This window comes from Variovorax cryoconiti, assembly GCF_051216395.1.
In the GTDB taxonomy this organism is placed as follows: Bacteria; Pseudomonadota; Gammaproteobacteria; order Burkholderiales; family Burkholderiaceae_C; genus Variovorax.
On the sequence record NZ_JBPJZI010000015.1, the window covers coordinates 18,567 to 37,352 of the forward strand.

At 68.0% G+C, this 18,786-nt stretch carries 17 protein-coding genes; 8 read left to right on the forward strand and 9 right to left on the reverse strand.

Translation table 11 applies throughout. From position 1 onward, the window contains the following. Positions 1 to 7 precede the first annotated feature (7 nt). From ACSFA2_RS24405 to ACSFA2_RS24445, 9 genes are all read right to left on the reverse strand, one after another. A complete protein-coding gene (locus ACSFA2_RS24405) occupies positions 8 to 490 on the reverse strand; it encodes an RNA polymerase sigma factor (protein ID WP_435457918.1) in 483 nt (160 codons plus the stop codon). Positions 491 to 701: 211 nt separating this feature from the next. After that, a complete protein-coding gene (locus ACSFA2_RS24410) occupies positions 702 to 1,613 on the reverse strand; it encodes an amidohydrolase family protein (protein ID WP_435457919.1) in 912 nt (303 codons plus the stop codon). A gap of 109 nt (positions 1,614 to 1,722) precedes the next feature. Further along, positions 1,723 to 2,829 (reverse strand): SMP-30/gluconolactonase/LRE family protein, encoded by a 1,107-nt coding sequence (locus ACSFA2_RS24415; protein WP_435457920.1) that lies wholly within the window; start codon positions 2,827 to 2,829, stop codon positions 1,723 to 1,725. Between the two features lie 32 nt (positions 2,830 to 2,861). Continuing rightward, complete coding sequence (locus ACSFA2_RS24420) at positions 2,862 to 3,800, reverse strand: 2-hydroxyacid dehydrogenase (RefSeq protein WP_435457921.1); 939 nt, start codon at positions 3,798 to 3,800, stop codon at positions 2,862 to 2,864. 42 nt (positions 3,801 to 3,842) lie between these two features. Further along, positions 3,843 to 4,814 carry a tripartite tricarboxylate transporter substrate binding protein gene (locus ACSFA2_RS24425; RefSeq protein ID WP_435457922.1) on the reverse strand — a complete coding sequence of 324 codons (972 nt, stop codon included), beginning with the start codon at positions 4,812 to 4,814 and terminating at the stop codon, positions 3,843 to 3,845. A gap of 2 nt (positions 4,815 to 4,816) precedes the next feature. Beyond that, a complete protein-coding gene (locus ACSFA2_RS24430) occupies positions 4,817 to 5,563 on the reverse strand; it encodes a ribonuclease activity regulator RraA (RefSeq protein WP_435457923.1) in 747 nt (248 codons plus the stop codon). Between the two features lie 23 nt (positions 5,564 to 5,586). Continuing rightward, complete coding sequence (locus ACSFA2_RS24435) at positions 5,587 to 6,594, reverse strand: Bug family tripartite tricarboxylate transporter substrate binding protein (RefSeq protein ID WP_435457924.1); 1,008 nt, start codon at positions 6,592 to 6,594, stop codon at positions 5,587 to 5,589. A gap of 45 nt (positions 6,595 to 6,639) precedes the next feature. After that, positions 6,640 to 8,379, reverse strand: coding sequence for an L-arabinonate dehydratase (gene araD, locus ACSFA2_RS24440; RefSeq protein WP_435457925.1), 1,740 nt, complete (start codon positions 8,377 to 8,379; stop codon positions 6,640 to 6,642). A gap of 190 nt (positions 8,380 to 8,569) precedes the next feature. Further along, on the reverse strand, positions 8,570 to 9,601 hold the full coding sequence (locus ACSFA2_RS24445) for a LacI family DNA-binding transcriptional regulator (RefSeq protein ID WP_435457926.1): 1,032 nt from the start codon (positions 9,599 to 9,601) through the stop codon (positions 8,570 to 8,572). A 282-nt stretch (positions 9,602 to 9,883) separates the two neighbouring features. On the opposite strand from ACSFA2_RS24445, the gene ACSFA2_RS24450 reads away from it, so the two are divergent. The 8 genes from ACSFA2_RS24450 (at position 9,884) to ACSFA2_RS24485 (ending at position 18,760) form a co-directional block, all read left to right on the forward strand. Beyond that, the gene (locus tag ACSFA2_RS24450; RefSeq protein ID WP_435457927.1) at positions 9,884 to 10,057 is read left to right on the forward strand and encodes a hypothetical protein; all 174 of its coding nucleotides are present in this window, start codon (positions 9,884 to 9,886) and stop codon (positions 10,055 to 10,057) included. Positions 10,058 to 10,564: 507 nt separating this feature from the next. Beyond that, complete coding sequence (gene imuA, locus ACSFA2_RS24455; protein WP_435457928.1) at positions 10,565 to 11,386, forward strand: translesion DNA synthesis-associated protein ImuA; 822 nt, start codon at positions 10,565 to 10,567, stop codon at positions 11,384 to 11,386. Continuing rightward, on the forward strand, positions 11,355 to 12,749 hold the full coding sequence (locus ACSFA2_RS24460) for a Y-family DNA polymerase (RefSeq protein WP_435457929.1): 1,395 nt from the start codon (positions 11,355 to 11,357) through the stop codon (positions 12,747 to 12,749). Before imuA ends, ACSFA2_RS24460 begins: the two co-directional genes overlap by 32 nt. Beyond that, complete coding sequence (locus ACSFA2_RS24465) at positions 12,742 to 16,107, forward strand: error-prone DNA polymerase (RefSeq protein ID WP_435457930.1); 3,366 nt, start codon at positions 12,742 to 12,744, stop codon at positions 16,105 to 16,107. The genes ACSFA2_RS24460 and ACSFA2_RS24465 overlap by 8 nt, the downstream gene beginning before the upstream one ends. A 354-nt stretch (positions 16,108 to 16,461) precedes the next feature. Further along, on the forward strand, positions 16,462 to 17,688 hold the full coding sequence (locus ACSFA2_RS24470) for a sensor histidine kinase (protein ID WP_435457931.1): 1,227 nt from the start codon (positions 16,462 to 16,464) through the stop codon (positions 17,686 to 17,688). Further along, entirely contained in the window at positions 17,678 to 18,079 is a 402-nt protein-coding gene (locus ACSFA2_RS24475) for a response regulator (protein ID WP_435457932.1), read from the forward strand. The genes ACSFA2_RS24470 and ACSFA2_RS24475 overlap by 11 nt, the downstream gene beginning before the upstream one ends. After that, positions 18,054 to 18,377: an Hpt domain-containing protein gene (locus tag ACSFA2_RS24480; protein WP_435457933.1), complete on the forward strand. Its 324-nt coding sequence runs from the start codon at positions 18,054 to 18,056 to the stop codon at positions 18,375 to 18,377. Before ACSFA2_RS24475 ends, ACSFA2_RS24480 begins: the two co-directional genes overlap by 26 nt. Before the next feature lie 23 nt (positions 18,378 to 18,400). After that, positions 18,401 to 18,760, forward strand: coding sequence for an STAS domain-containing protein (locus tag ACSFA2_RS24485; protein ID WP_435457934.1), 360 nt, complete (start codon positions 18,401 to 18,403; stop codon positions 18,758 to 18,760). The last annotated feature ends 26 nt before the right edge of the window (positions 18,761 to 18,786 follow it).

An 18,786-nucleotide genomic window follows, 5' to 3' on the forward strand; every position in this document is an offset into this window, starting at 1 on the left:
GGAGGTCTTAGTCAGTGTCTGAAAGCCGGCCGTAGCCGGCGCAGTCGAGCAAGGCGCGCGTCATGTGATGTTCCACGGCCTTGAGGCTCAGGTCCAGGTGGGCACATGTCTGGGCATAGCTCAACCCATGAATGCGCACCAGCACGAAGACTTCACGCCGCTTGCGCGGCATGCTCGAGAGCAGCCGCAAGAGATGCGCCAGCTGCTGTCGCGCCATGACTTCGCGCTCCACGGAAGGGACGCTGTCGTCCCGGACCACGGCCAGCGTCTCGAGCATGCGCAGCTCGGCGGCCCGGCGAACGATCTGGTTGGTCCATATGTTGCGCGCAGCCTGGAAGAGAAGCGCCCGCGGCTCGCGGATGGTGCCGCCGCCATGCTGAAGCGCGAACACGCGCATGTAGGCCTCCTGGACTACATCGGCGGCAGCGTCGCCGTTTCCGGCCTTGCGAATGAAGTACCGCAGCAGTTCTCGGTAGTGACGCTCTGGCACAGGGAGTCAGGAGTTTTGAAAGTCACAGAGGAGCAGCACCGGGGCGCTTGCCAGCCCGGCGCACGCCATGCAACGCCTCCTGAATTGTAAATGAGAATGAGTGTGATTTGCCAATGCTCGGTCGGATGGTCGCCTTGATTTTTCGACGCCGCCTGCCGAGCCCGGCGCGACGGTCACCGCGGCGTTGTCCGCCCCGTGGATGCCGCCTCGTTCAGCGCAGCTCGAACAGCGCCGCCGCGTTGCCCCAGGCCACGCGCTGCGCCACGTCGGGCGGCAGGTCGGCCAGCCAGGTGCGGTAGCCGCGCATGATCTCGTCGTAGGCGCTCCAACGCTGGTTGACCCAGGTGTCGGAGCCGATCACGAAGCGCCCCGGGTACTTCAGGATGAGCGCCCGCCATTCGGGGCACAGGGTGCCGTCGCCGCAGGTCAGGCCCGGCCGGTACGAGAGCTCGCCCATCAGCAGCGGGTAGCGCTCGAGCAGCGCCTGCACCCGCTCGATCGGCGCGCCGCCGATGCCCGTGTGCGCCCAGATCAGGCGAAGGCGCTGCCCCTTCGACGGTGCGTTGGCCATCAGCAGGTCGATCGCCACATCGTCGACATGCGCCAGCACTGCGAGCTGCTGCTGCTCGGCCAGCACCATCAGCTTCCTGGCCACCGGGCCGTTGGCGTTGGCGCTGTCGTACAGGTGGAATTCGCCGAGGCCGCGGTACGGGCCGCTCGGCGTGCCGCGCGCCAGCTCGGCCTGCACCATGTCGTAGATGGTGTCGTCGCGGAACCAGCTGCCGTAGTCGTCGCGGTTGCGGTAGAGCCGCACGAAGGGCACCACGCGCACGCCGGCGGCGCGGGTCTCGCGCGACGCCGCCAGCGTCTGCGTGCCGGCGTTCGGCCGCGAGTTGGCGATGATCGCGCGCACGTCGTTGCGCTGGAAGCGTGCCAGCGCCTCGGCCGGCGGGTAGGGCCCGGTGTTGCCGTCCCACGCCTCCTGGTTGTAGTGCAGGTGCGTGTCGAACAACGGCCCTTGGTAGCCGGCCGCAGCGTTCGTTCGGGGCTGGGCGTGGGCTGCCGGAACAAGCGCCGAGAAGGCGGCGAGGAGCAGGGCGGCGATCGGCGCGGAGACGGTCATGCGGTCCTCGAAGGATGGACGGGTGGGCGGGTGGGCGGGTGAACGAGGCCGATTATCTCGGTCCTTGTCGGGCGCACCGGCCGCACCTGGCGCGCCGCCTCAGAGCCTCTCAGACTGCGCCGTGCGCCTCCACATACAGCGCATAGAGCGAATGGCTGCTCGTCATGTAGAGACGGTTGCGTTTCGGCCCGCCGAACTCCAGGTTGGCGCAGCGCTCGGGCAGGCGGATGAAGCCGATCGGCTTGCCCTGCGGGTTGAAGATCTTCACGCCGTCCATCTCGTCCGAACGGGCGTTCGGCAGGTAGGCCTTCATGCCACCGCCGATGTCGGTCGGCTCGGCCGCCAGTGCGCCGGTGTGGCCCCAGCCGCACCACAGGTTGCCGTCGCGGTCGACGCGGAAGCCGTCGAAGGCGCCCGGGCCGCCAGCGTCGATCAGCTTGGCCTTGTTCGACACGCTGGCGCCGTCGGCCGCGACGTCGTAGCTCCAGATGCTGCGGTTCGGCGTGCCCTTCCACTCGACGACGTAGAGCTTGCGCTCGTCCGGCGAGAAGGCCAGGCCGTTTGGGTTCACCAGGTCGGTGATCACCGCCGCGAGCGTGCCGTCTTTCGCGATGCGGTAGACGTTGGTCGTGGCCTGTTCGGGCGTAGCGCGCGAACCTTCCCATTCGCCGTTGATGCCGAAGGTCGGGTCGGTGAACCAGATGCTGTCGTCGGACCGCACGACGATGTCGTTCGGCGCATTCAGGCGCTTGCCTTCGAAGCTGTCGGCCAGCACGGTCATGCGGCCGTCCTTCTCGGTGCGCACGATGCGCCGCGTCACCGAGTGTTCGCAGCTGATGAGGCGGCCCTGCCGGTCGCGGGTGTTGCCGTTGGCGTAGTTGACGTTGGTCTTGTGCACGCCGAAGGTGTCGGTCTTCTCGTCGTACTTCATCAGCCGGTTGTTCGGGATGTCGCTCAGCAGGAGGTAGCCCTGCTCGGGGAAGTACACCGGGCCCTCGGCCCACCGCATGCCGCTGCCCAGTTGCTCCAGCGTGCTGCTGTAGATGCGGTACTTGGCGAAGCTCGGGTCGAGGATCATCACCGCCGGGTCGGGGTAGCGCTGGCTCGGCCGGAAGTCGAAGGCCTGTGCGCCGGCCAGGCCGCTGAGGGCGGCAGCGCCTGCGCCGGCGGCCGTCTTGAGGAATTGCCGGCGCGGATTGCCGATGGTGTGGTGCATGGTGTGTCTCCTTTTGTGGTTATCGGTTCGGGTCAGTGGGCCGCGCTCACGAGCGGCCTGCCCGCGAAGAAGGCCGCGAGGTTGTCCTCCACCCGTTGCGCCATGGCCGCGCGCGTCTCGTGCGTGTTGCTGGCCAGGTGCGGCAGCAGCACGACGTTGTCGAGCGCGAACAGCGCCTCGGGCACCTTCGGTTCGTCCTCGAACACGTCGAGGCCGGCACCGGCGATGCGGCCGTTCTGCAGGGCTTCGACCAGGGCCTTCTCGTCGACCACCGTGCCGCGCGAGATGTTGACGAGATAGCCCGTCGGCCCAAGCGCTTCGAGGATCTCGCGCGACACCAGGCCGCGCGTCTCGGCGCCGCCCGCGCTCGCCACGACGAGGAAGTCGGCCCATTCGGCGAGTTCCTTCAGCGAGCCCGCATAGACATGGTCCACATCGCTCAGCGGCGTGCGGTTGTGATAGCGCACGTCCATGTCGAAGCCCGACGCGCGGCGCGCGATCACGCGGCCGATGCGGCCCATGCCGAGGATGCCGAGCTTCTTGCCCGATACCTTGGTGGCGAGCGGGAACTGGCCTTTCAGCCAGTCGCCGCGCCGCACGAAGCGGTCCGATGCGCTGAAGCGGCGTGCCACGTCCATCACCAGCGCGAAGGCGGTGTCGGCCACGCAGTCGTTGAGCACGTCGGGCGTGTAGCCGACGGCGATGCCGCGGGCGCGCGCGGCACCGAGGTCGATCGCGTCGAGGCCGACGCCGAAGCTCGAGATGACCTGGAGGTTCGGCAGGGCGGCGATGAGCGCGGCGTCGGCGCCGAAGCGGGCCGAGGTCGCGACGCCGACGAAATCGCGCCCATGCGCCGCGAGAAAGGCTTTCGGGTCGGCCTCCTGGTGCAGCAGATGGACGTCGTAGGTGGCAGCGAGTCGGGTTTCGAGGGCGGGCAGCAGCGGGCCGATCTGGAGCAGGCGTTGGGGCATGAAGAAATTCGCGTCAGAGAAAAAGAAGGAGAAGCGTACCGCTCACTCGGCCTGGATGCCCGCATCCTTGGCGACCTTCGACCACTTCACCATCTCGGTGCCGATGAAGTCGCCGAACTGCTGCGGCGTGCCGTTGCCGGGCTCGATGCCGTTGTCCTGCAGCGTCTTGCGCACCTCGGGCATCGCGAGGATCTTGTTGACCTCGGCATTGAGCTTGGCGACCGTGGCCTTGGGCGTGCCGGCCGGCGCGAGCAGGCCGCCCCAGGTGCTGGTCTCGTAACCCGCCACGCCGGCTTCCTGCATGGTGGGAACGTCGGGCAGCACGGAGGAGCGCTTGGTCGTCGTCACCGCCAGCGCGCGCAGGCGCTCGGCCTTGATCTGCACGTTGGCGGCAGCCACCGTGTCGAACATGAGCGAGGTGCGGCCGCTGATCAGATCGGGGTGCGCCAGCGTGCTGCCTTTGTACGGGATGTGCGTCATGTCGAGGCCGGCCATCGACTTGAACAGCTCGCCCGAGAAATGCGGTGCACCGCCGTTGCCGCTCGACGCGAAGCTCAGCTTGCCGGGGTTGGCCTTGCCGTAGGCGATCAGTTCCTTCACCGATTTCACCGGCAGCGTGGGCGAGACGATCAGCACCAGCGGCACCACGTGCGTCAGCGCGACCGGCTCGAAGCTCTTGACCGTGTCAAAGGGCAGCTTCTTGACCATGCTGGGGTTGATCGCATGGCTGCTGGCGACCAGCACCAGCATGTGGCCGTCGGGCGGGCTCTTGGCGACCAGGTCGGTGCCGATGATGCCGGTCGCGCCCGCGCGGTTGTCGATGACCACCGGCTGGCCCCAGGCCTCGGTGAGCTTCTGGCCGATGAGGCGCGCCGCCAGGTCGATCGCACCGCCCGGCGAGGCCGGCACGACGATGGTGATCTGCTTGCTCGGGTAGGTCTGCGCCTGCGCGGGCAGCACGGCGGCCACCGCCAGTGCGCACGCCAGTTGAAGTGCTCGAAGTGGAGACGCCATGGTCAAACTCCCTTTTCCTTGCGCCAGCCGTCGAAGGCGGCGCGGGTTTCTGCATTGGGTGGGTAGGTGCCGGCCAGCCGGGCACCGCCTTCGATGCGTTCGAGGATGAAGGCCTCCATCTTTTCCTGTTCGACCGCGTCGCGCGACACCTCGTCGGCCAGGTGCTGCGGGATCACGACCACGCCTTCGTCGTCGCCCACCATCACGTCGCCCGGATACACCGGCACGCCGCCGCAGCCGATCGGCACGTTGAGGTCGATGGCATGGTGGTGAATGAGGTTGAGCGGCGCGCTGCCTCCGGCGCAATACACCGGGAAGTCCATCTGCGAGATCGGGCCGCTGTCGCGCACCGGGCCGTCGGACACCAGGCCCGCCGCGCCGCGCACCTTGAGCCGCGTCGTGAGGATCTGGCCACCCGACGCCACGCGCGTTTCGCCGCGGCAGTCGATCACCAGCACATGGCCCGGCGGCACGCTCTCGATGCCCTTGCGCTGCGGATGGTTCGGGTCGTCGAAGGCGCTGATCTGGTCGATGTCCTCGCGCGCCGGGATGTTGCGCATGGTGAAGGCCGGGCCGACCAGGTTGCCGCCGCTGGGCGTCGTGAGGCGGCGCACCTGCTGCAGGTAGACGTTGCGGAAGCCGCGTTTGAAGAGCTGCGTGCAGAGCGTGGCGACGCTCACGTGGCGCAGGCGTTCGCGGGTGTCGTCGGAGAGCGTTGTGGTGTCGGAGAGCGTTGTGGTGTCGGTCATGGATTGATGGGGAAGATGAAAACTCAGTTGGCCGTGGCGCCGGACTTGCGGACGAGCTCGCCCCAGCGCGGGATCTCTTTCTGCATCAGCGCGGCGAGGTCGGCCGGCGAACCCGCCACCACCTCCATGCCGAGCTGATTCGTGAGCTTGTCCTTCACCTCGGGCGTGAGAAGGATCTTGTGGATCTCGGACGCCAGCCGCTGCGCGATGGGCGCGGGCAGGTTCTTCGGCGCATACACCGCCTGCCACGACGCCATCTCGAAGCCCTTCACGCCGGCCTCCTGCATTGTTGGCAGCTCGGGCGCCAGCGCCATGCGCTTGGCGGTGGTCACGGCCAGCAGCTTGAGCTTGCCGGCCTGTACCAGCGGCAGCGCCGCGGTGATCTGGTCGAACATGAAAGTGACCTGGCCCGACGACACGTCGAGCATCGCCGGCGGCGTGCCCTTGTACGGAATGTGCGTGAGCTTCACGCCGATCATGTCGGCCAGCATCTCGCCAGCGAGGTGCGTGGACGTGCCGGCACCCGACGACGCGAAGGTGCGCCGGGCCGGGTCCTTCTTCAGCAGCGCGATCAGGTCGGCCACCGAGTTGACGCCGAGCGCAGGGTCGACGATCAGCACGTTGGGCAGGAAGGCCACGAGCGAGATCGGGTCGAAGTCCTTCACCGGGTCGTAGGGCAGGTTCTTGTACAGGCTCGCGTTGATGGCATGCGTGCTGATGGTCCCGCCGAAGAGCGTGTAGCCGTCGGGCTTGGCCTTGGCGACGTAGCCCGCGCCGACGGCACCCGCCGCACCGGGCCGGTTGTCGACGATCACCGGCTGGCCGAGCGCGTCGCCGAGCTTTTGCGCGATGACGCGGCCGATCACGTCGGTCGAGCCGCCGGGCGTGAAGGGCACGACATAGGTGATGGGGCGCGACGGCCACTTGTCTTGCGCGAGCGCACTGCGTGCGCCGAGCAGGGCGCCAGGTGCCAGCAGCGAGGCGCCGGCGAGGAGCAGGCTGCGGCGATGGGGGTGAGGTGCTGTCTTCATGCTTTTCTTTCGTCTTGTCTCTCTTGTTCGCAAGGGTCGTGGATGTCAGTGGATTTCGGGCTCGCCCTGGCCGGCGCCCTCGGCGTAGTCGGGCGCGAGGAAGTCGAAGTCGCAGCCGGTGTCGGCCTGCTGCACGTGCTTGAGGAACATCACGCCGTAACCCCGGCTGAACTTGGGAATGGGCTTTTGCCAATCGGCGCGGCGCTTCGCGATCTCCTCGTCGCTCACCGCCATGTCGATGCGGCGCGCCTCGATGTCGAGCGTCACCAGGTCGCCGTCGCGCACCAGCGCCAGCGGCCCGCCCACATGCGATTCGGGCGTGACGTGCAGCACGCAGGCGCCGTAGCTGGTGCCGCTCATGCGGGCGTCGCTGATGCGCACCATGTCGCGCACGCCTTCCTTCAGCAGCTTCTGCGGGATCGGCAGCTGGCCCCACTCGGGCATGCCGGGCGCGCCCTGCGGGCCGGCGCTCTGCAGCACGATCACGCTGTCCTTCGTGACCACGAGCTCGGGCGAATCGATGCGCGCGGCCAGGTCGTCGTAGTTCTTGAAGACGACCGCCGGGCCGGTGTGCTTGCGCAGGTGCGGCTCCATGGCCGCGGGCTTGATGACAGCGCCCGAGGGCGCGAGGTTGCCGTGCAGCACCGCGAGGCCGCCGCTTTCGAGCAAGGCCTCGCTGCGCGGGCGGATCACGTCGGCGTTGAAGGTCTTCGCGTCGGCGATGTTCTCGCCCAGCGTGCGGCCGTTGCAGGTGCGCTGGCTGCCGTCGATGAGCGACCCCATCTCGCGCAGGAAGGCGCGCAGGCCGCCGGCGTAATAGAAGTCCTCCATCAGGTACTTGCCGCCGGGCCGCAGGTTGGCGATGACGGGCGTGCTGCGCGCGAGTTCGTCGAAGCGGGCCAGGTCGAGTGGCACGCCCGCGCGCCGCGCCATGGCGATCAAATGGACGATGGCATTGGTCGAGCCCCCGAGGCCGAGCACCGCGGTGACCGCGTTGTCGAACGACGCCGGCGTGAGGATGTCGAGCGGCTTCAGGTCTTCCCACACCATCTCGACGATGCGCTTGCCGGTGTGCGTGGCCATCATCGCGTGGCGCGAATCGACCGCGGGGATCGACGATGCGCCCGGCAGCGTGAGCCCCAGCACTTCGGCCGCGCTGGTCATGGTGCTGGCCGTGCCCATGGTCATGCAGGTGCCGGCCGAGCGGGCGATGCCGTCTTCCACGTCCTGCCAGTCGTCTTCGGTGATGTTGCCGGCGCGCAGCTCGGCCCAGTACTTCCAGGTGTCGGAGCCCGAGCCCAGCACGCTGCCCTTGTAGTCGCCGCGCAGCATCGGGCCGGCGGGCACGAAGATGGTTGGCAGGTTCATCGCGAGCGCGCCCATCACCAGGCCCGGCGTGGTCTTGTCGCAGCCGCCCATCAGCACCACGCCGTCGGCCGGGTAGGAGCGGATCAGCTCCTCGGCCTCCATCGCGAGCAGGTTGCGGTAGAGCATGGTGGTCGGCTTCTGGAAGGCCTCGCCCAGGCTCATCGCCGGGATCTCGACCGGGAAGCCTCCTGCCTGCCACACGCCGCGCTTCACTTCTTCCACGCGCTGCTTGAAGTGCGTGTGGCAGGAGTTCATGTCGCTCCAGGTGTTGAGGATGGCGATGACCGGCTTGCCCAGGTAGTCGTCGCGGCTGAAGCCCATCTGCGCGGTGCGCGAGCGGTGGCCGAAGCTGCGCAGGTCCTTGACGCCGTACCAGCGGTGGGAGCGGAGGTCTTCGGGTTGTTTGCGGCGGGGCACAGGAGGGGGTGGGGCGGGTGGTGGGGTGGCGGTCATCGCGGTATGTCGGCAGTCGTCGTTGATATTGAATGTTAGCGCTGTCATTTCTGATTGAACCAAGGGTTTACCTCTGGTTTTGCGCGGAAACTCGAATCTGGTTGTGTCCGCTGTCAGCGGATGTCCGCAGGGTGCGGAGAGCGGCGGGCGCGTGTCAGACGCTGTCGCGTTCGATCAGCGAGAAGCCCAGGTCGATGACCTTCTGTGCCACGTCGATGCCCTTGGCGCGCTCGACGATGAAGCGCGCCGCCTGCCGCCCGATGGCCGTGCCGTCGATGCGCACCGTCGTGATGGCGGGGTGCGCATGCTGCGCGAAGGCGAGGTCGCCGAAGCCCATCACGCCCAGGTTGTCAGGCACGCGCAGACCGCGCGCATGCGCCTCGGTGATCACGCCATGCGCCAGCGCGTCGGAGCTGCAGACCAGCACGTCGGTCTTCGGATGCGTCGCGAGCAACTCGGCCAGCGCGCTGCGGCCGCTGCCCAAGGTGGTGGGGGCCGGCACGGTGTGCACCGCCACCTTCTGCACGCCCAGGCTCGCCATCGTCTGCTCGAAGCCGGTGCGCCGGAGCTCGGCGCGCTGGTCGTCGCCGGTGACGACCGCGGGGTCCCGGTAGCCCTTGCCATGCAGGAAGCGCGCGATGGCCGCACCGACCTTCTCGTGCGAGAAGCCCACCAGCATGTCGACCGGCGTGGGCGTCAGGTCCCAGGTCTCGACCACCGGGATGCCCGAGGCAAGCAGGCGACGGCGGCCTTCGGCCGAATGCATGATGCCGGTCAGCACGATGCCGTCGGGCCGGCGGCCGATGATGGCGTCGATCAGCGCGTCCTCACGCGAGTGGTGGTAGCCGCTCTGGCCGAGCATCAGCTGGTAGCCGGCTTCGTCCAGCGCCTCGGTCAGCGCCTGGATGGTTTCGAGGAACACCGGGCCGGCGATGGTCGGCACCAGCGCCGCGACCAGCCGGCTGCGATTCGACGCCAGGCCGCCCGCCAGGCGGTTGGGCACGTAGCCGGTGCGCTCGACCGCTGCGCGCACTTTCTCGCGCGTGTCCGGCGACACCAGGTCGGGCGTGTTGAGCGCGCGCGAGACGGTGATGGTCGACACGCCCGCCAGCTTGGACACGTCGCTGAGCGTGATGCCGCCGCTGCCGCGCCGGGCCGCACGGCCGGGAACAATCTGTTGGATCACGAAAGGAACACTCTGGAAGTTGGCGATAGAGAAGGGCGCCAGCGTGGCGTTTCATTATCTCCAGTGTCGCCCTGCCGACCTTCTCTGCGCGTGGACGCTCAGGCGCTGTGCCGCAGGCGATCGCGGAGGGGCGTTCGGAGGCCCAAAGGTTGCCATGCGTAACGAAAGGCGACTGCTCTAGAACCTTCGGGCTACTTTTGCAAGGCTGTCTTCGGGAATTCGAGGGTAGTGCTTTCCCTTGGGGACATCCCCCGAATCCAAGGCGCCGCTGCATCATGGTCCATGACCAAGCTTTTCCTTTATGTGCTCAGCATGGGCGTGTCCGTGGCGCTCGTCCGGTACGTGGGTCCGACCGCACTTCTTGCGGTGTTCGCACTCTGCGGCTGCACCTTTCTGTTCTCCACGGGCGCGGTGTGCGAGTCGTCCGAGACGGACAGCGACCACGGGTTCGCTTGAACGCTGGCAGCCACGCCTCGAGCGTGCGCTATGGCGTCGATCGGCGTCGACATTTGACGTGACCTGACGCGGTAGGTGCTGCGCAGGTGAGTTCTCAGGACCGCCAGAACTGAAAGAGCGACCGCTTGAGCGGGCGCTGGGCGGCCTCGACGGGCGCATGGGCCGGCATCGTCCGGGCCGACCGGCGCCGCAGTTCGACCTCGTGCTCATGGGCGTGGCCCCGGGCATGCAGGCTGCCTCTCATTGCTTCGGACCGCCACCTTCTCGCACGGCTGAAAAGTTCGTCATCGGAGAGGTCAGCCAGTACGGTCATGGCTCGATTCTGGCGATCTCGCATGGCAGCATGTGTGAAGGATTGCACGCTCGGCGGCGACGGATGACAAAAAGAACGAGCGCACGCCGGCCCACGTCACGGTGACTCCGCTGAGCGGACATGCGCTGTCACCAGAAAGGCGTTGCCCATCGGCAGAATACTGTATAAAAATACAGTTAACAGTCGATTCCGCCATGGGCCAACCTTCCCTTTCCTCGTCCCCCTTATCTCTTTCCTTTGCCTCTGCCCGACACAATGTCTGGCGCGGCGACGAATTGGGTGCGGCCGACATGCAGGTGGAGGCCACCGGTCATCCGGCGCTCGACGCCGAACTGCCCGGCGGTGGCTGGCCGGTGGGCGCCATGACCGAACTGCTGCAGGACCGGCCCGAAGCGCATGTTTGGCCATTGCTGCTGCCTGCGCTGGCCCGAGCCGTGGCCACGCGCGGTGGGCCGGTGGTGCTGATTGGTGCGCCGCACGAGCCTTTCGGGCCGGCCTTGGCGGCCGGTGGGTTGCCCACCGAGGCGCTCCTGTGGGTGCGCAGCGACGCATCAGCGGCCCGGATGTGGGCCTGCGAACAGGCCTTGCGCTGTGCCGACGTGGCGGCCGTCATGGCCTGGCTGCCGCAAGCGCGGGTGGGCGAGCTGCGCCGCCTGCAGCTGGCGGCCGCGCAGCACGAGGCGCTGCTGTTCGTGATGCGGCCCGAGGCCGTGGCGCAATCGGCCTCGCCGGCACGGCTGCGCCTGCAACTGGTGGTGGCCGACGGCGGGCAGATGGACGTGCACCTGCTCAAGCGCCGCGGCCCGCCGCTCGCACAGCCGCTGACCTTGCCGGCCCGCAGCGAACGCATGGTGGCGCTGCTGGCGGCCAGCCAGTGGCGGCGCCAGCGTCGCGAGCAGCAGAATGCCCTCCAGATCGCCCCTGTCCAGGGTGCGACCGTCGTGCGCCTCGATGTGCGCAGCAGGCGCAGAGAGGAGGGCACCCATGCAGTGGATCGCCTTGCGGTGGCTGCCTGAAGACAATGCCGCAGTGCCTTCTTCGGAAGGCGCTGCGCCCGTCCGGCCTGCCCCCGAACTGCCGCTGTCCCTCGAGGCCCTCGGCTGGTGGGCATTGCGCTACACGCCGCGCGTGGCCTGGCTCGACGAGGCGCTGGTGCTCGAGGTCTCGGCCTGCGAACGGCTGTGGGGCGGCCTGCAGCCCCTGATGCGCCTGATGACCGCCTGGAACCCCGTGCCCGGCAGCCGCCTCCAGAAAGCGCAGGGCGCCACCAGCCTGGTCGCGCTGGCGCGGCTGCGCCTGTTCGCACTCGGCCAGCAACCGCCGACCGACATTCCGGCGGCCCTGCCCCTGCACACGCTGACAGCCGCACGCGAACATCTCGACGTGCTGGCCCGCATGGGTTGCCGTACCTGGGGCGACGTGGCAGCGCTGCCGCGCGGCGGGCTGTCGCGGCGCTTCGGCGCGGCGCTGCGCGAGGCGCTCGACAGGGCCTGGGGCCTGCGCCCCGAGCGTCACACCTGGCTCACACTGCCCGACAGCTTCGAGCAGAAGCTGGAGCTGCCTGCCCTGGCCGAGAACGCGCACGAGCTGATGTGGTCGGCCAACCGGCTGCTGGCGGCGCTGCAGGTGTGGCTGCGCGTGCGCCAGCGCGGCGTGCTGGCGCTGGAACTGGAATGGACGCTGGACCTCAAGCGCTACAACGGCGTGAACCTGCCGCCGCATCAGCACATCACCGTGCGCACCGCCGAGCCCACGCAGGACATGGCGCACCTGCGCCGCCTGATGAACGAGCGGCTCGCGCTCACCCAACTGGCCGCGCCCGCGAGCTGGTTGCGCTTGCGCTCCAGCGAGACCACGCCCTGGGCCGGCGCCAGCACCAGCTTCCTGCCCGAGGACAACCGCAAGGGCGACAAGCTGCACGAGCTGGTCGAGCGGCTCAGCGCCCGGCTGGGTGCACGCGAGGTGCTGGTGCCGGTGGCGCAGGCCGATCACCGGCCCGAAGGCATGCAGGGCTGGCGGCCGGCGCTGCGCAAGGGGGCGCCACCGGTGAAGTTGAAGCCTGCCAGGTCCGCGGACACGGTGGCCCAGCAGCCCGATGCGCTGTTTCCGCCCTGGCTGCTGCGCGAACCCCTGCCCCTGGAGATGCGCGACGGCCATCCCTGGTACCAGGGCCGCCTGCGCAGCCTGGTCGGCCCGCAGCGGCTCGAAGCGGGCTGGTGGAGCGACGGTGACGACGACGAAAGCGGCCACCCGGCGGTGCGCGATTACTACATCGCCGAGAGTCCCGAAGCGGGGCTGGTGTGGGTCTTCCGCGAACGGCCATCGCGCTGCTTCGCGTCCGGCGAGGTGCGCTGGTACCTGCAGGGGCTCTATGCCTGAACTCACCGACAAGCAGATCCAGGCGCGGCAGCCTGCGCGGCTGCGTTCGCTGCCCCTGAGGCCCCCCACGCCGATGCGCGGCCTGCCCGACTACGCCGAGCTGCACTGCCTGACGAACTTCAGCTTTCAGCGTGGTGCTTCGACGCCGCAGGACCTCGTGACGCAGGCCTACCACCTCGGCTACCAGGCATTGGCCATCACCGACGAATGCTCGGTGGCGGGCATCGTGCGCGCCCACGTCGCGCTGCGCGAGCATCCCGCGGCCATGGATGAATGGGAACAAGACAACCCCGACAAGCCGCCGCTCACGCGCAACCCCGATTTCCGGCTGCTCTTCGGCAGCGAATTCCGCTTCGAGCGCTTCAAACTGGTCGTCATCGCCCACGACCTCGAAGGCTGGGGCAACCTCTGCGAATTCATCACCGCGGCGCGCACCGCCGAGGCACCCAAGGGCGCGTACCAGGTGCGTTGGGACGGCAGCGACGTCGCGTCGCTGCAGCACTGCGAGATCCTGCTGGTGCCGCACCGCGCGCCGGGCGGTGCGATGGATGTCGCATCGATGCGTGCCGACGTGGCCGCCGCCCAGGCGCTGTACGGCGACCACCTCTGGATCGCGGTCGAACTGCTCAACGAACTCGACGACGACCTGTGGCTGATGACGCTCGAAGACGTGGGCGAGGCCACCGGTGTTCCCCTGGTCGCCGCCGGCGACGTGCACATGCACAAGCGCTCGCGCAAGCGGCTGCAGGATGTGGTCACGGCCATCCGCGAGGGCAAGCCGGTGGCCGAGTGCGGCTTCGCGCTGCAAGGCAATGCCGAGCGACACCTGCGCTCGCGCATCCGGCTGGACAATCGCTATCCGGCCGCGTTGCTGGCGAACACGCTGACGGTGATGGGGCGTTGCCGCTTCGACCCCGACGACATCAAGAAGCACTATGCGTACCCGCTGGAGCTTCTGGGCAGCGGCGAGACGCCGGCGCAGACGCTGGTGCGCAAGACCTGGGAGGGGGCGCGCAACCGTTACCCCGATGGCATTTCGGACAAGGTGCAGATGCAGGTCCGGCACGAACTCGATCTCATCATCGAGAAGCGCTACGAGATGTTTTTCCTCACGGTGGAAGACATCGTCGCCTTTGCCCGTTCGAAGGAAATCCTCTGCCAGGGCCGCGGTTCGTCAGCCAACTCGGCGGTCTGCTACTGCCTCGGCATCACGGCCATCAACCCGGACACGGGGCACCTGCTGTTCGAGCGCTTCCTGAGCCGTGAACGCAACGAGCCACCCGACATCGACGTCGACTTCGAGCACCAGCGGCGCGAAGAGGTCATCCAGTACATCTACGAGAAGTACGGCCGCGACCGCGCCGCCATTGCCGCCGTGGTCATCTGCTACCGAGCCCGCAGCGCCCTGCGCGACGTCGGCAAGGCGATGGACGTCGACGAGCGCCTGGTCGACGAGTTCGCCAAGGACCATTACTGGTTCGATCAGACCGTGCTGGTGGACCGCCTCGAAGAAGCGATGGACCGCACCGGCGTGCGCGAGAGCCTGCAGAAGTTGCAGCTGTGGCTCGAACTCACGAACGACCTCAAGGGCTTTCCGCGCCACCTGAGCCAGCACGTCGGCGGCTTCGTGCTCACGCAGACCAAGCTCACGCGCCTGGTGCCGATCGAGAAGGCCTCCATGAAGGATCGCTCCGTCATCCAGTGGGAGAAGAACGATCTCGAGGCCATGGGCATGCTCAAGGTCGACGTGCTGGCGCTCGGCATGCTGAGCGCGATCAAGCGCGGGCTCGACTTCGTGAATCGCTGGCGCGGCACCTCGCTGGAGATGCATCACATCGCGAACGACGACGAGAAGGTCTACGACATGATCTGCGCGGCCGACACCATCGGCGTGTTCCAGATCGAGAGCCGGGCGCAGATGTCGATGCTGCCGCGCCTGCAGCCGCGCACCTACTACGACCTGGTGGTCGAGGTCGCCATCGTGCGGCCGGGGCCGATCCAGGGCGGCATGGTGCATCCGTACCTGAAGAACCGCGAGAAGGAACGCAAGGGCGAGCCGATCGAGTACCGCTACCCCAAGTTGAAGGAAGCGCTGGGCCGCACGCTGGGCGTGCCGATCTTCCAGGAGCAGGTGATGCAGATCGCGATGATCGCCGCCAGGTTCAGCTCCGACGAGGCCGATGGCCTGCGCCGCGCGATGGCGGCCTGGAAGCACACCGGGCACATCGAGAAATTCCAGAGCAAGCTGATCGAAGGCATGGTCGACAACGGCTACGACCGGCCTTTTTCGGAAGCCATCTTCGAGCAGGTCAAGGGTTTCGGCGAATACGGTTTCCCCGAGAGCCATGCCGCCAGCTTCGCGTTGCTGGTGATCGTCAGCAGCTGGCTCAAGTGCCACGAGCCGGCCTGCTTTCTCGCGGCGATGCTCGATTCGCAGCCGATGGGTTTCTATTCGGCATCGCAGCTGGTGCAGGACGCGCGGCGCCACGGCGTGGAAGTGCGGCCGGTCGATGTCATGGTGAGCGAGCGCCACAGCACGCTCGAGGCGCGTGCGCCGGATGCGCCGCGCATGCCGAGCGGTACCGACCCGCAGTACGCTGACTTTCTGGGGCGGCCCGACCCGCCGGCGGTGCGCCTGGGACTCGGGCAGATCGTTTCGCTCAGTGAGGCCGGCATGAAACGCCTCGTCGAAGCCCGCGCCTTCGCGCCCTTCACCAGCACCGAAGACCTGGCCGTGCGTGCCGACCTCGACGCGAAGGACATGGCCGCGCTCGCCGGCGCCGATGCCCTGATGCGCCTGTCGGGCCACCGCCGCCAGCAGGTGTGGGACGCGACGGCCACACGGGGCATGGGTGGGCGTGCGACAGGCTTGCTCAAGGGCGTGCCGATCCACGAAGCGCCGCTGCTGCTGCCCGCCGCATCGGAGGGCGAGGAGATCGTCGGCGACTACGCGTCGCTCAACCTCACGCTGCGCCGTCACCCGCTCGCGCTGCTGCGCCCCCGCATGGCGCGCTTCAAGCTGCTGAGCGCGCAGGAACTGAGCGATGTGCCCCACGGCCGCACCGTGCGCGCCTGCGGCATCGTCACCATGCGCCAGCGGCCGGGCACGGCCAAGGGCACGATCTTCGTGTCGCTGGAAGACGAGACCGGCATCGTCAACGTGATCGTCTGGAACGACCTGGTCGAGGAACAGCGCGAGCCCTTGCTCAAGTCGAAGCTGCTGGCGGTGCAGGGCGTGTGGCAGCGCGACACGGCCAGCGGCGGCCAGGTGCGGCACCTGTTGGCGAAGCGCTTCAAGGACCTCACGCCCTGGCTGGGCCGGCTCGCCGAAGGGCGGCGCAGCCGGGACTTTCATTGAAGGGGGCGTCCGGGCGCTGAGTTGGCATTTGTGATCGGTTTGTGAAATCTGCGCCGACGGATCGCTCGACGCGCGCGATCCCGCACTAGGATCGATGGGCTGCCCATGCAACCCATCGAAAGCCGCCCACCCCAACTTCTCGTCGTCGACCACGACGGTGCGTCGAGTGCGGCCCTCTGCGAGATGCTGGCCTCGCTCGGGTACGACCTTGCGCAGGCGAATGGACTCGATGCAGCGGCGACTCGCTTGGTCGGCAGAAACGCAGACATCGTTCTTCTTCATGTCGACGGGGTCCCCACGGAAGGTCTCGGCCCGGCGATCTGCCGACTGCGGCAAGCGTCGGGGACGTCCTGGATGCCTGTGCTGCTGCTGGCGCAGCGCGCCGACGAGCCAGCGGTGGCGCAGGCGCTTCAAAGCGGGGCTGACGATGTGCTGGTGCTCCCCATTGGGGGGGCGCTGCTCGACGCCAGGCTGACCCGATGGTCGCAGACGCTGCAGCGGCAGCTGTCGATGGCGCGCCTGGCGCAGCGGCAGCGCGACATCCAGGACAACATCCTGGATTCGGTCCTGACGCTCGATGAAGATGGCCGAGCCGTCGAAGCCAACCTGGCGGCGTGCCAGACCTTCGGCGGGGGCACGCCGGACGCGCTGGTGACCCGAGACATCGCGGTGGTGGCCGGTTGTGCGCGAACCGCGCTGCTCGCAGGGGGGCGCATGTCGCTGCGGCGTGGCGACGGCAAGCACTTTCAAGCCGACGTGTCGGTCAGCCAATGGATGGAAGGGCAGGGCACCCGCACGACGCTGGTCGTTCGCGACCTGACCGAACAACTGCGCATCGACCGCATGCGCGACGAATTCGTCGCCACGGTCAGCCACGAACTGCGTACGCCCTTGACCTCGGTCCTGGGTGCCATCGGCCTGCTGACCTCGGGTGCGGCCGGCGCACTGCCCGCCCAGGCGATTCCCCTGGCCGCGGCGGTGCAGCGCAACGGTGTGCGCCTGAGCAAACTGATCGACGACATCCTCGATCTGACCAAGCTCGAAGGCGATCGGATGGCCTTGCGGCTCAAGGTGCAGCCGCTGGCGCGCGTCATCCAGGAGGCCATCAGCGCCAACCAGGGCTATGCCAGCGGTCTCGGCGTCTACCTGCGTGCCGAAATGGCAGCGCCGGCTCTCGCCGATGCGCTGGTGTCGGTGGATGCCGATCGCCTGCAGCAGGTGTTCGGCAACCTGCTGTCCAACGCGATCAAGCATTCGCCCCGCGGCGCAACGGTGGTGGTGCGGCTGAGCACGCGTTCGGACGGACTGTGCGTCAGCGTGTCCGACAGCGGGCCAGGCGTGGCGGCCGACTTTCGCCAGCGGCTGTTCGAGAAGTTCTCGCAGGAAGACAGCAGCGACCGCCGCTCGCAGGGCGGCGCCGGCCTGGGCCTGTACATCGCCCGCCTGCTCGTCGAGCAGATGGCCGGCAGCATTTCCGCCGACACGCCGGAATCCGCGGGCGCGACATTCAGCGTGTGGCTGCCCCGAGTGCCTTCGCAAGCGCAGGTATTCCTTGAAGGACAGGACAGCCATGCAGGATAAATTGCGCCGCGTCATGTGCGTCGAGGACGACGCGGACATCCGGATGATTCTGGAGTTCAGCCTGGGCACCGTTGGCGGCTACGAGGTGTGCATGTGTGCCAGCGGCCACGAAGCGGTCTTTGCCGCCCAGGTTTTCAAGCCGGACCTCATCCTGCTCGACGTGATGATGCCCGGGTTGACCGGCCCGGAAACCTTGAGCGCCTTGCGCGAACTGCCCGCCCTGGCGGGCGTGCCGAGCGTGTTCCTCACGGCCAAGGCCATGCCGGACCAGCTCGAGGAATTGATGCAATACGGCGCGACCGGTGTCATCGTCAAGCCCTTCGACCCGATGCGATTGCCCCGCGACATCCTCATCTACTGGGAACATGGACGTGCGCCCCACGCTGGTTGACCCTCTGCCCGCGGGCACCGAACAGGCTTTTTTCCGTGTGCAGGCGCGTTTTGTCGATGGTTTGCCCGCAAGATGGGCTGCCATCCATGCGGCGCACGACACCGCGCAGCGCCAGGCCTTGCTGCATCGATTGAAGGGCGCCGCCGGGAGCTTCGGCTTCGCTGCCTTGAGCGGTGCTGCGCACCGAGCCGAGGAGGCTGCCTTGCACGCCGACCCGGCGGCCCTCGGGGCGGCACTGCACGACATCTCGACGGAAATCGACGTGCTGACGCGCGGCGATGGCGCTTCCAACCCGTAGGCAACCCCTGAGAACACTCCATCATGAAGATCAATTCGAGCGTCCTGGGCAACAGCACGCTCGTCATCCAGCTGCGGGAAGAAAGCCTCGATGCCAGCAACGTGCAGGTCTTCAAGGACGAGATCCAGGCCCTGTTGAAGCACCACACGCGCGTGGTGTTCGATCTGGAGGGCGTCCGCTTCATCGACAGTTCGGGCATCGGGGCGCTGCTGTCATGCATGCGGCAGATGCGTCAGCGCCAGGGTGAGGTGCGACTGTGCCGCTTGTCGGCGACGGTGATTGCGCTGTTCGAGCTGATGCGGCTCGACCGCGTGTTCACCCTGTGCACTACCTGCGAGGAAGCCACCAACTTCGACACCTCCGGGAGTGCGTCGCCACCATGACGCCAGCGAGCGTGTCCGCCGGTGCC

Coding starts and splice junctions, on each gene's coding strand:
- ACSFA2_RS24410 (WP_435457919.1), bottom strand. CDS start 1,613: ATGACCGTCTCCGCGCCGATCGCCGCCCTGCTCCTCGCCGCCTTCTCG.
- ACSFA2_RS24415 (WP_435457920.1), bottom strand. CDS start 2,829: ATGCACCACACCATCGGCAATCCGCGCCGGCAATTCCTCAAGACGGCC.
- ACSFA2_RS24420 (WP_435457921.1), bottom strand. CDS start 3,800: ATGCCCCAACGCCTGCTCCAGATCGGCCCGCTGCTGCCCGCCCTCGAA.
- ACSFA2_RS24425 (WP_435457922.1), bottom strand. CDS start 4,814: ATGGCGTCTCCACTTCGAGCACTTCAACTGGCGTGCGCACTGGCGGTG.
- ACSFA2_RS24430 (WP_435457923.1), bottom strand. CDS start 5,563: ATGACCGACACCACAACGCTCTCCGACACCACAACGCTCTCCGACGAC.
- ACSFA2_RS24435 (WP_435457924.1), bottom strand. CDS start 6,594: ATGAAGACAGCACCTCACCCCCATCGCCGCAGCCTGCTCCTCGCCGGC.
- ACSFA2_RS24450 (WP_435457927.1), top strand. CDS start 9,884: ATGACCAAGCTTTTCCTTTATGTGCTCAGCATGGGCGTGTCCGTGGCG.
- imuA (WP_435457928.1), top strand. CDS start 10,565: ATGGGCCAACCTTCCCTTTCCTCGTCCCCCTTATCTCTTTCCTTTGCC.
- ACSFA2_RS24460 (WP_435457929.1), top strand. CDS start 11,355: ATGCAGTGGATCGCCTTGCGGTGGCTGCCTGAAGACAATGCCGCAGTG.
- ACSFA2_RS24465 (WP_435457930.1), top strand. CDS start 12,742: ATGCCTGAACTCACCGACAAGCAGATCCAGGCGCGGCAGCCTGCGCGG.
- ACSFA2_RS24470 (WP_435457931.1), top strand. CDS start 16,462: ATGCCTGTGCTGCTGCTGGCGCAGCGCGCCGACGAGCCAGCGGTGGCG.
- ACSFA2_RS24475 (WP_435457932.1), top strand. CDS start 17,678: ATGCAGGATAAATTGCGCCGCGTCATGTGCGTCGAGGACGACGCGGAC.
- ACSFA2_RS24480 (WP_435457933.1), top strand. CDS start 18,054: ATGGACGTGCGCCCCACGCTGGTTGACCCTCTGCCCGCGGGCACCGAA.
- ACSFA2_RS24485 (WP_435457934.1), top strand. CDS start 18,401: ATGAAGATCAATTCGAGCGTCCTGGGCAACAGCACGCTCGTCATCCAG.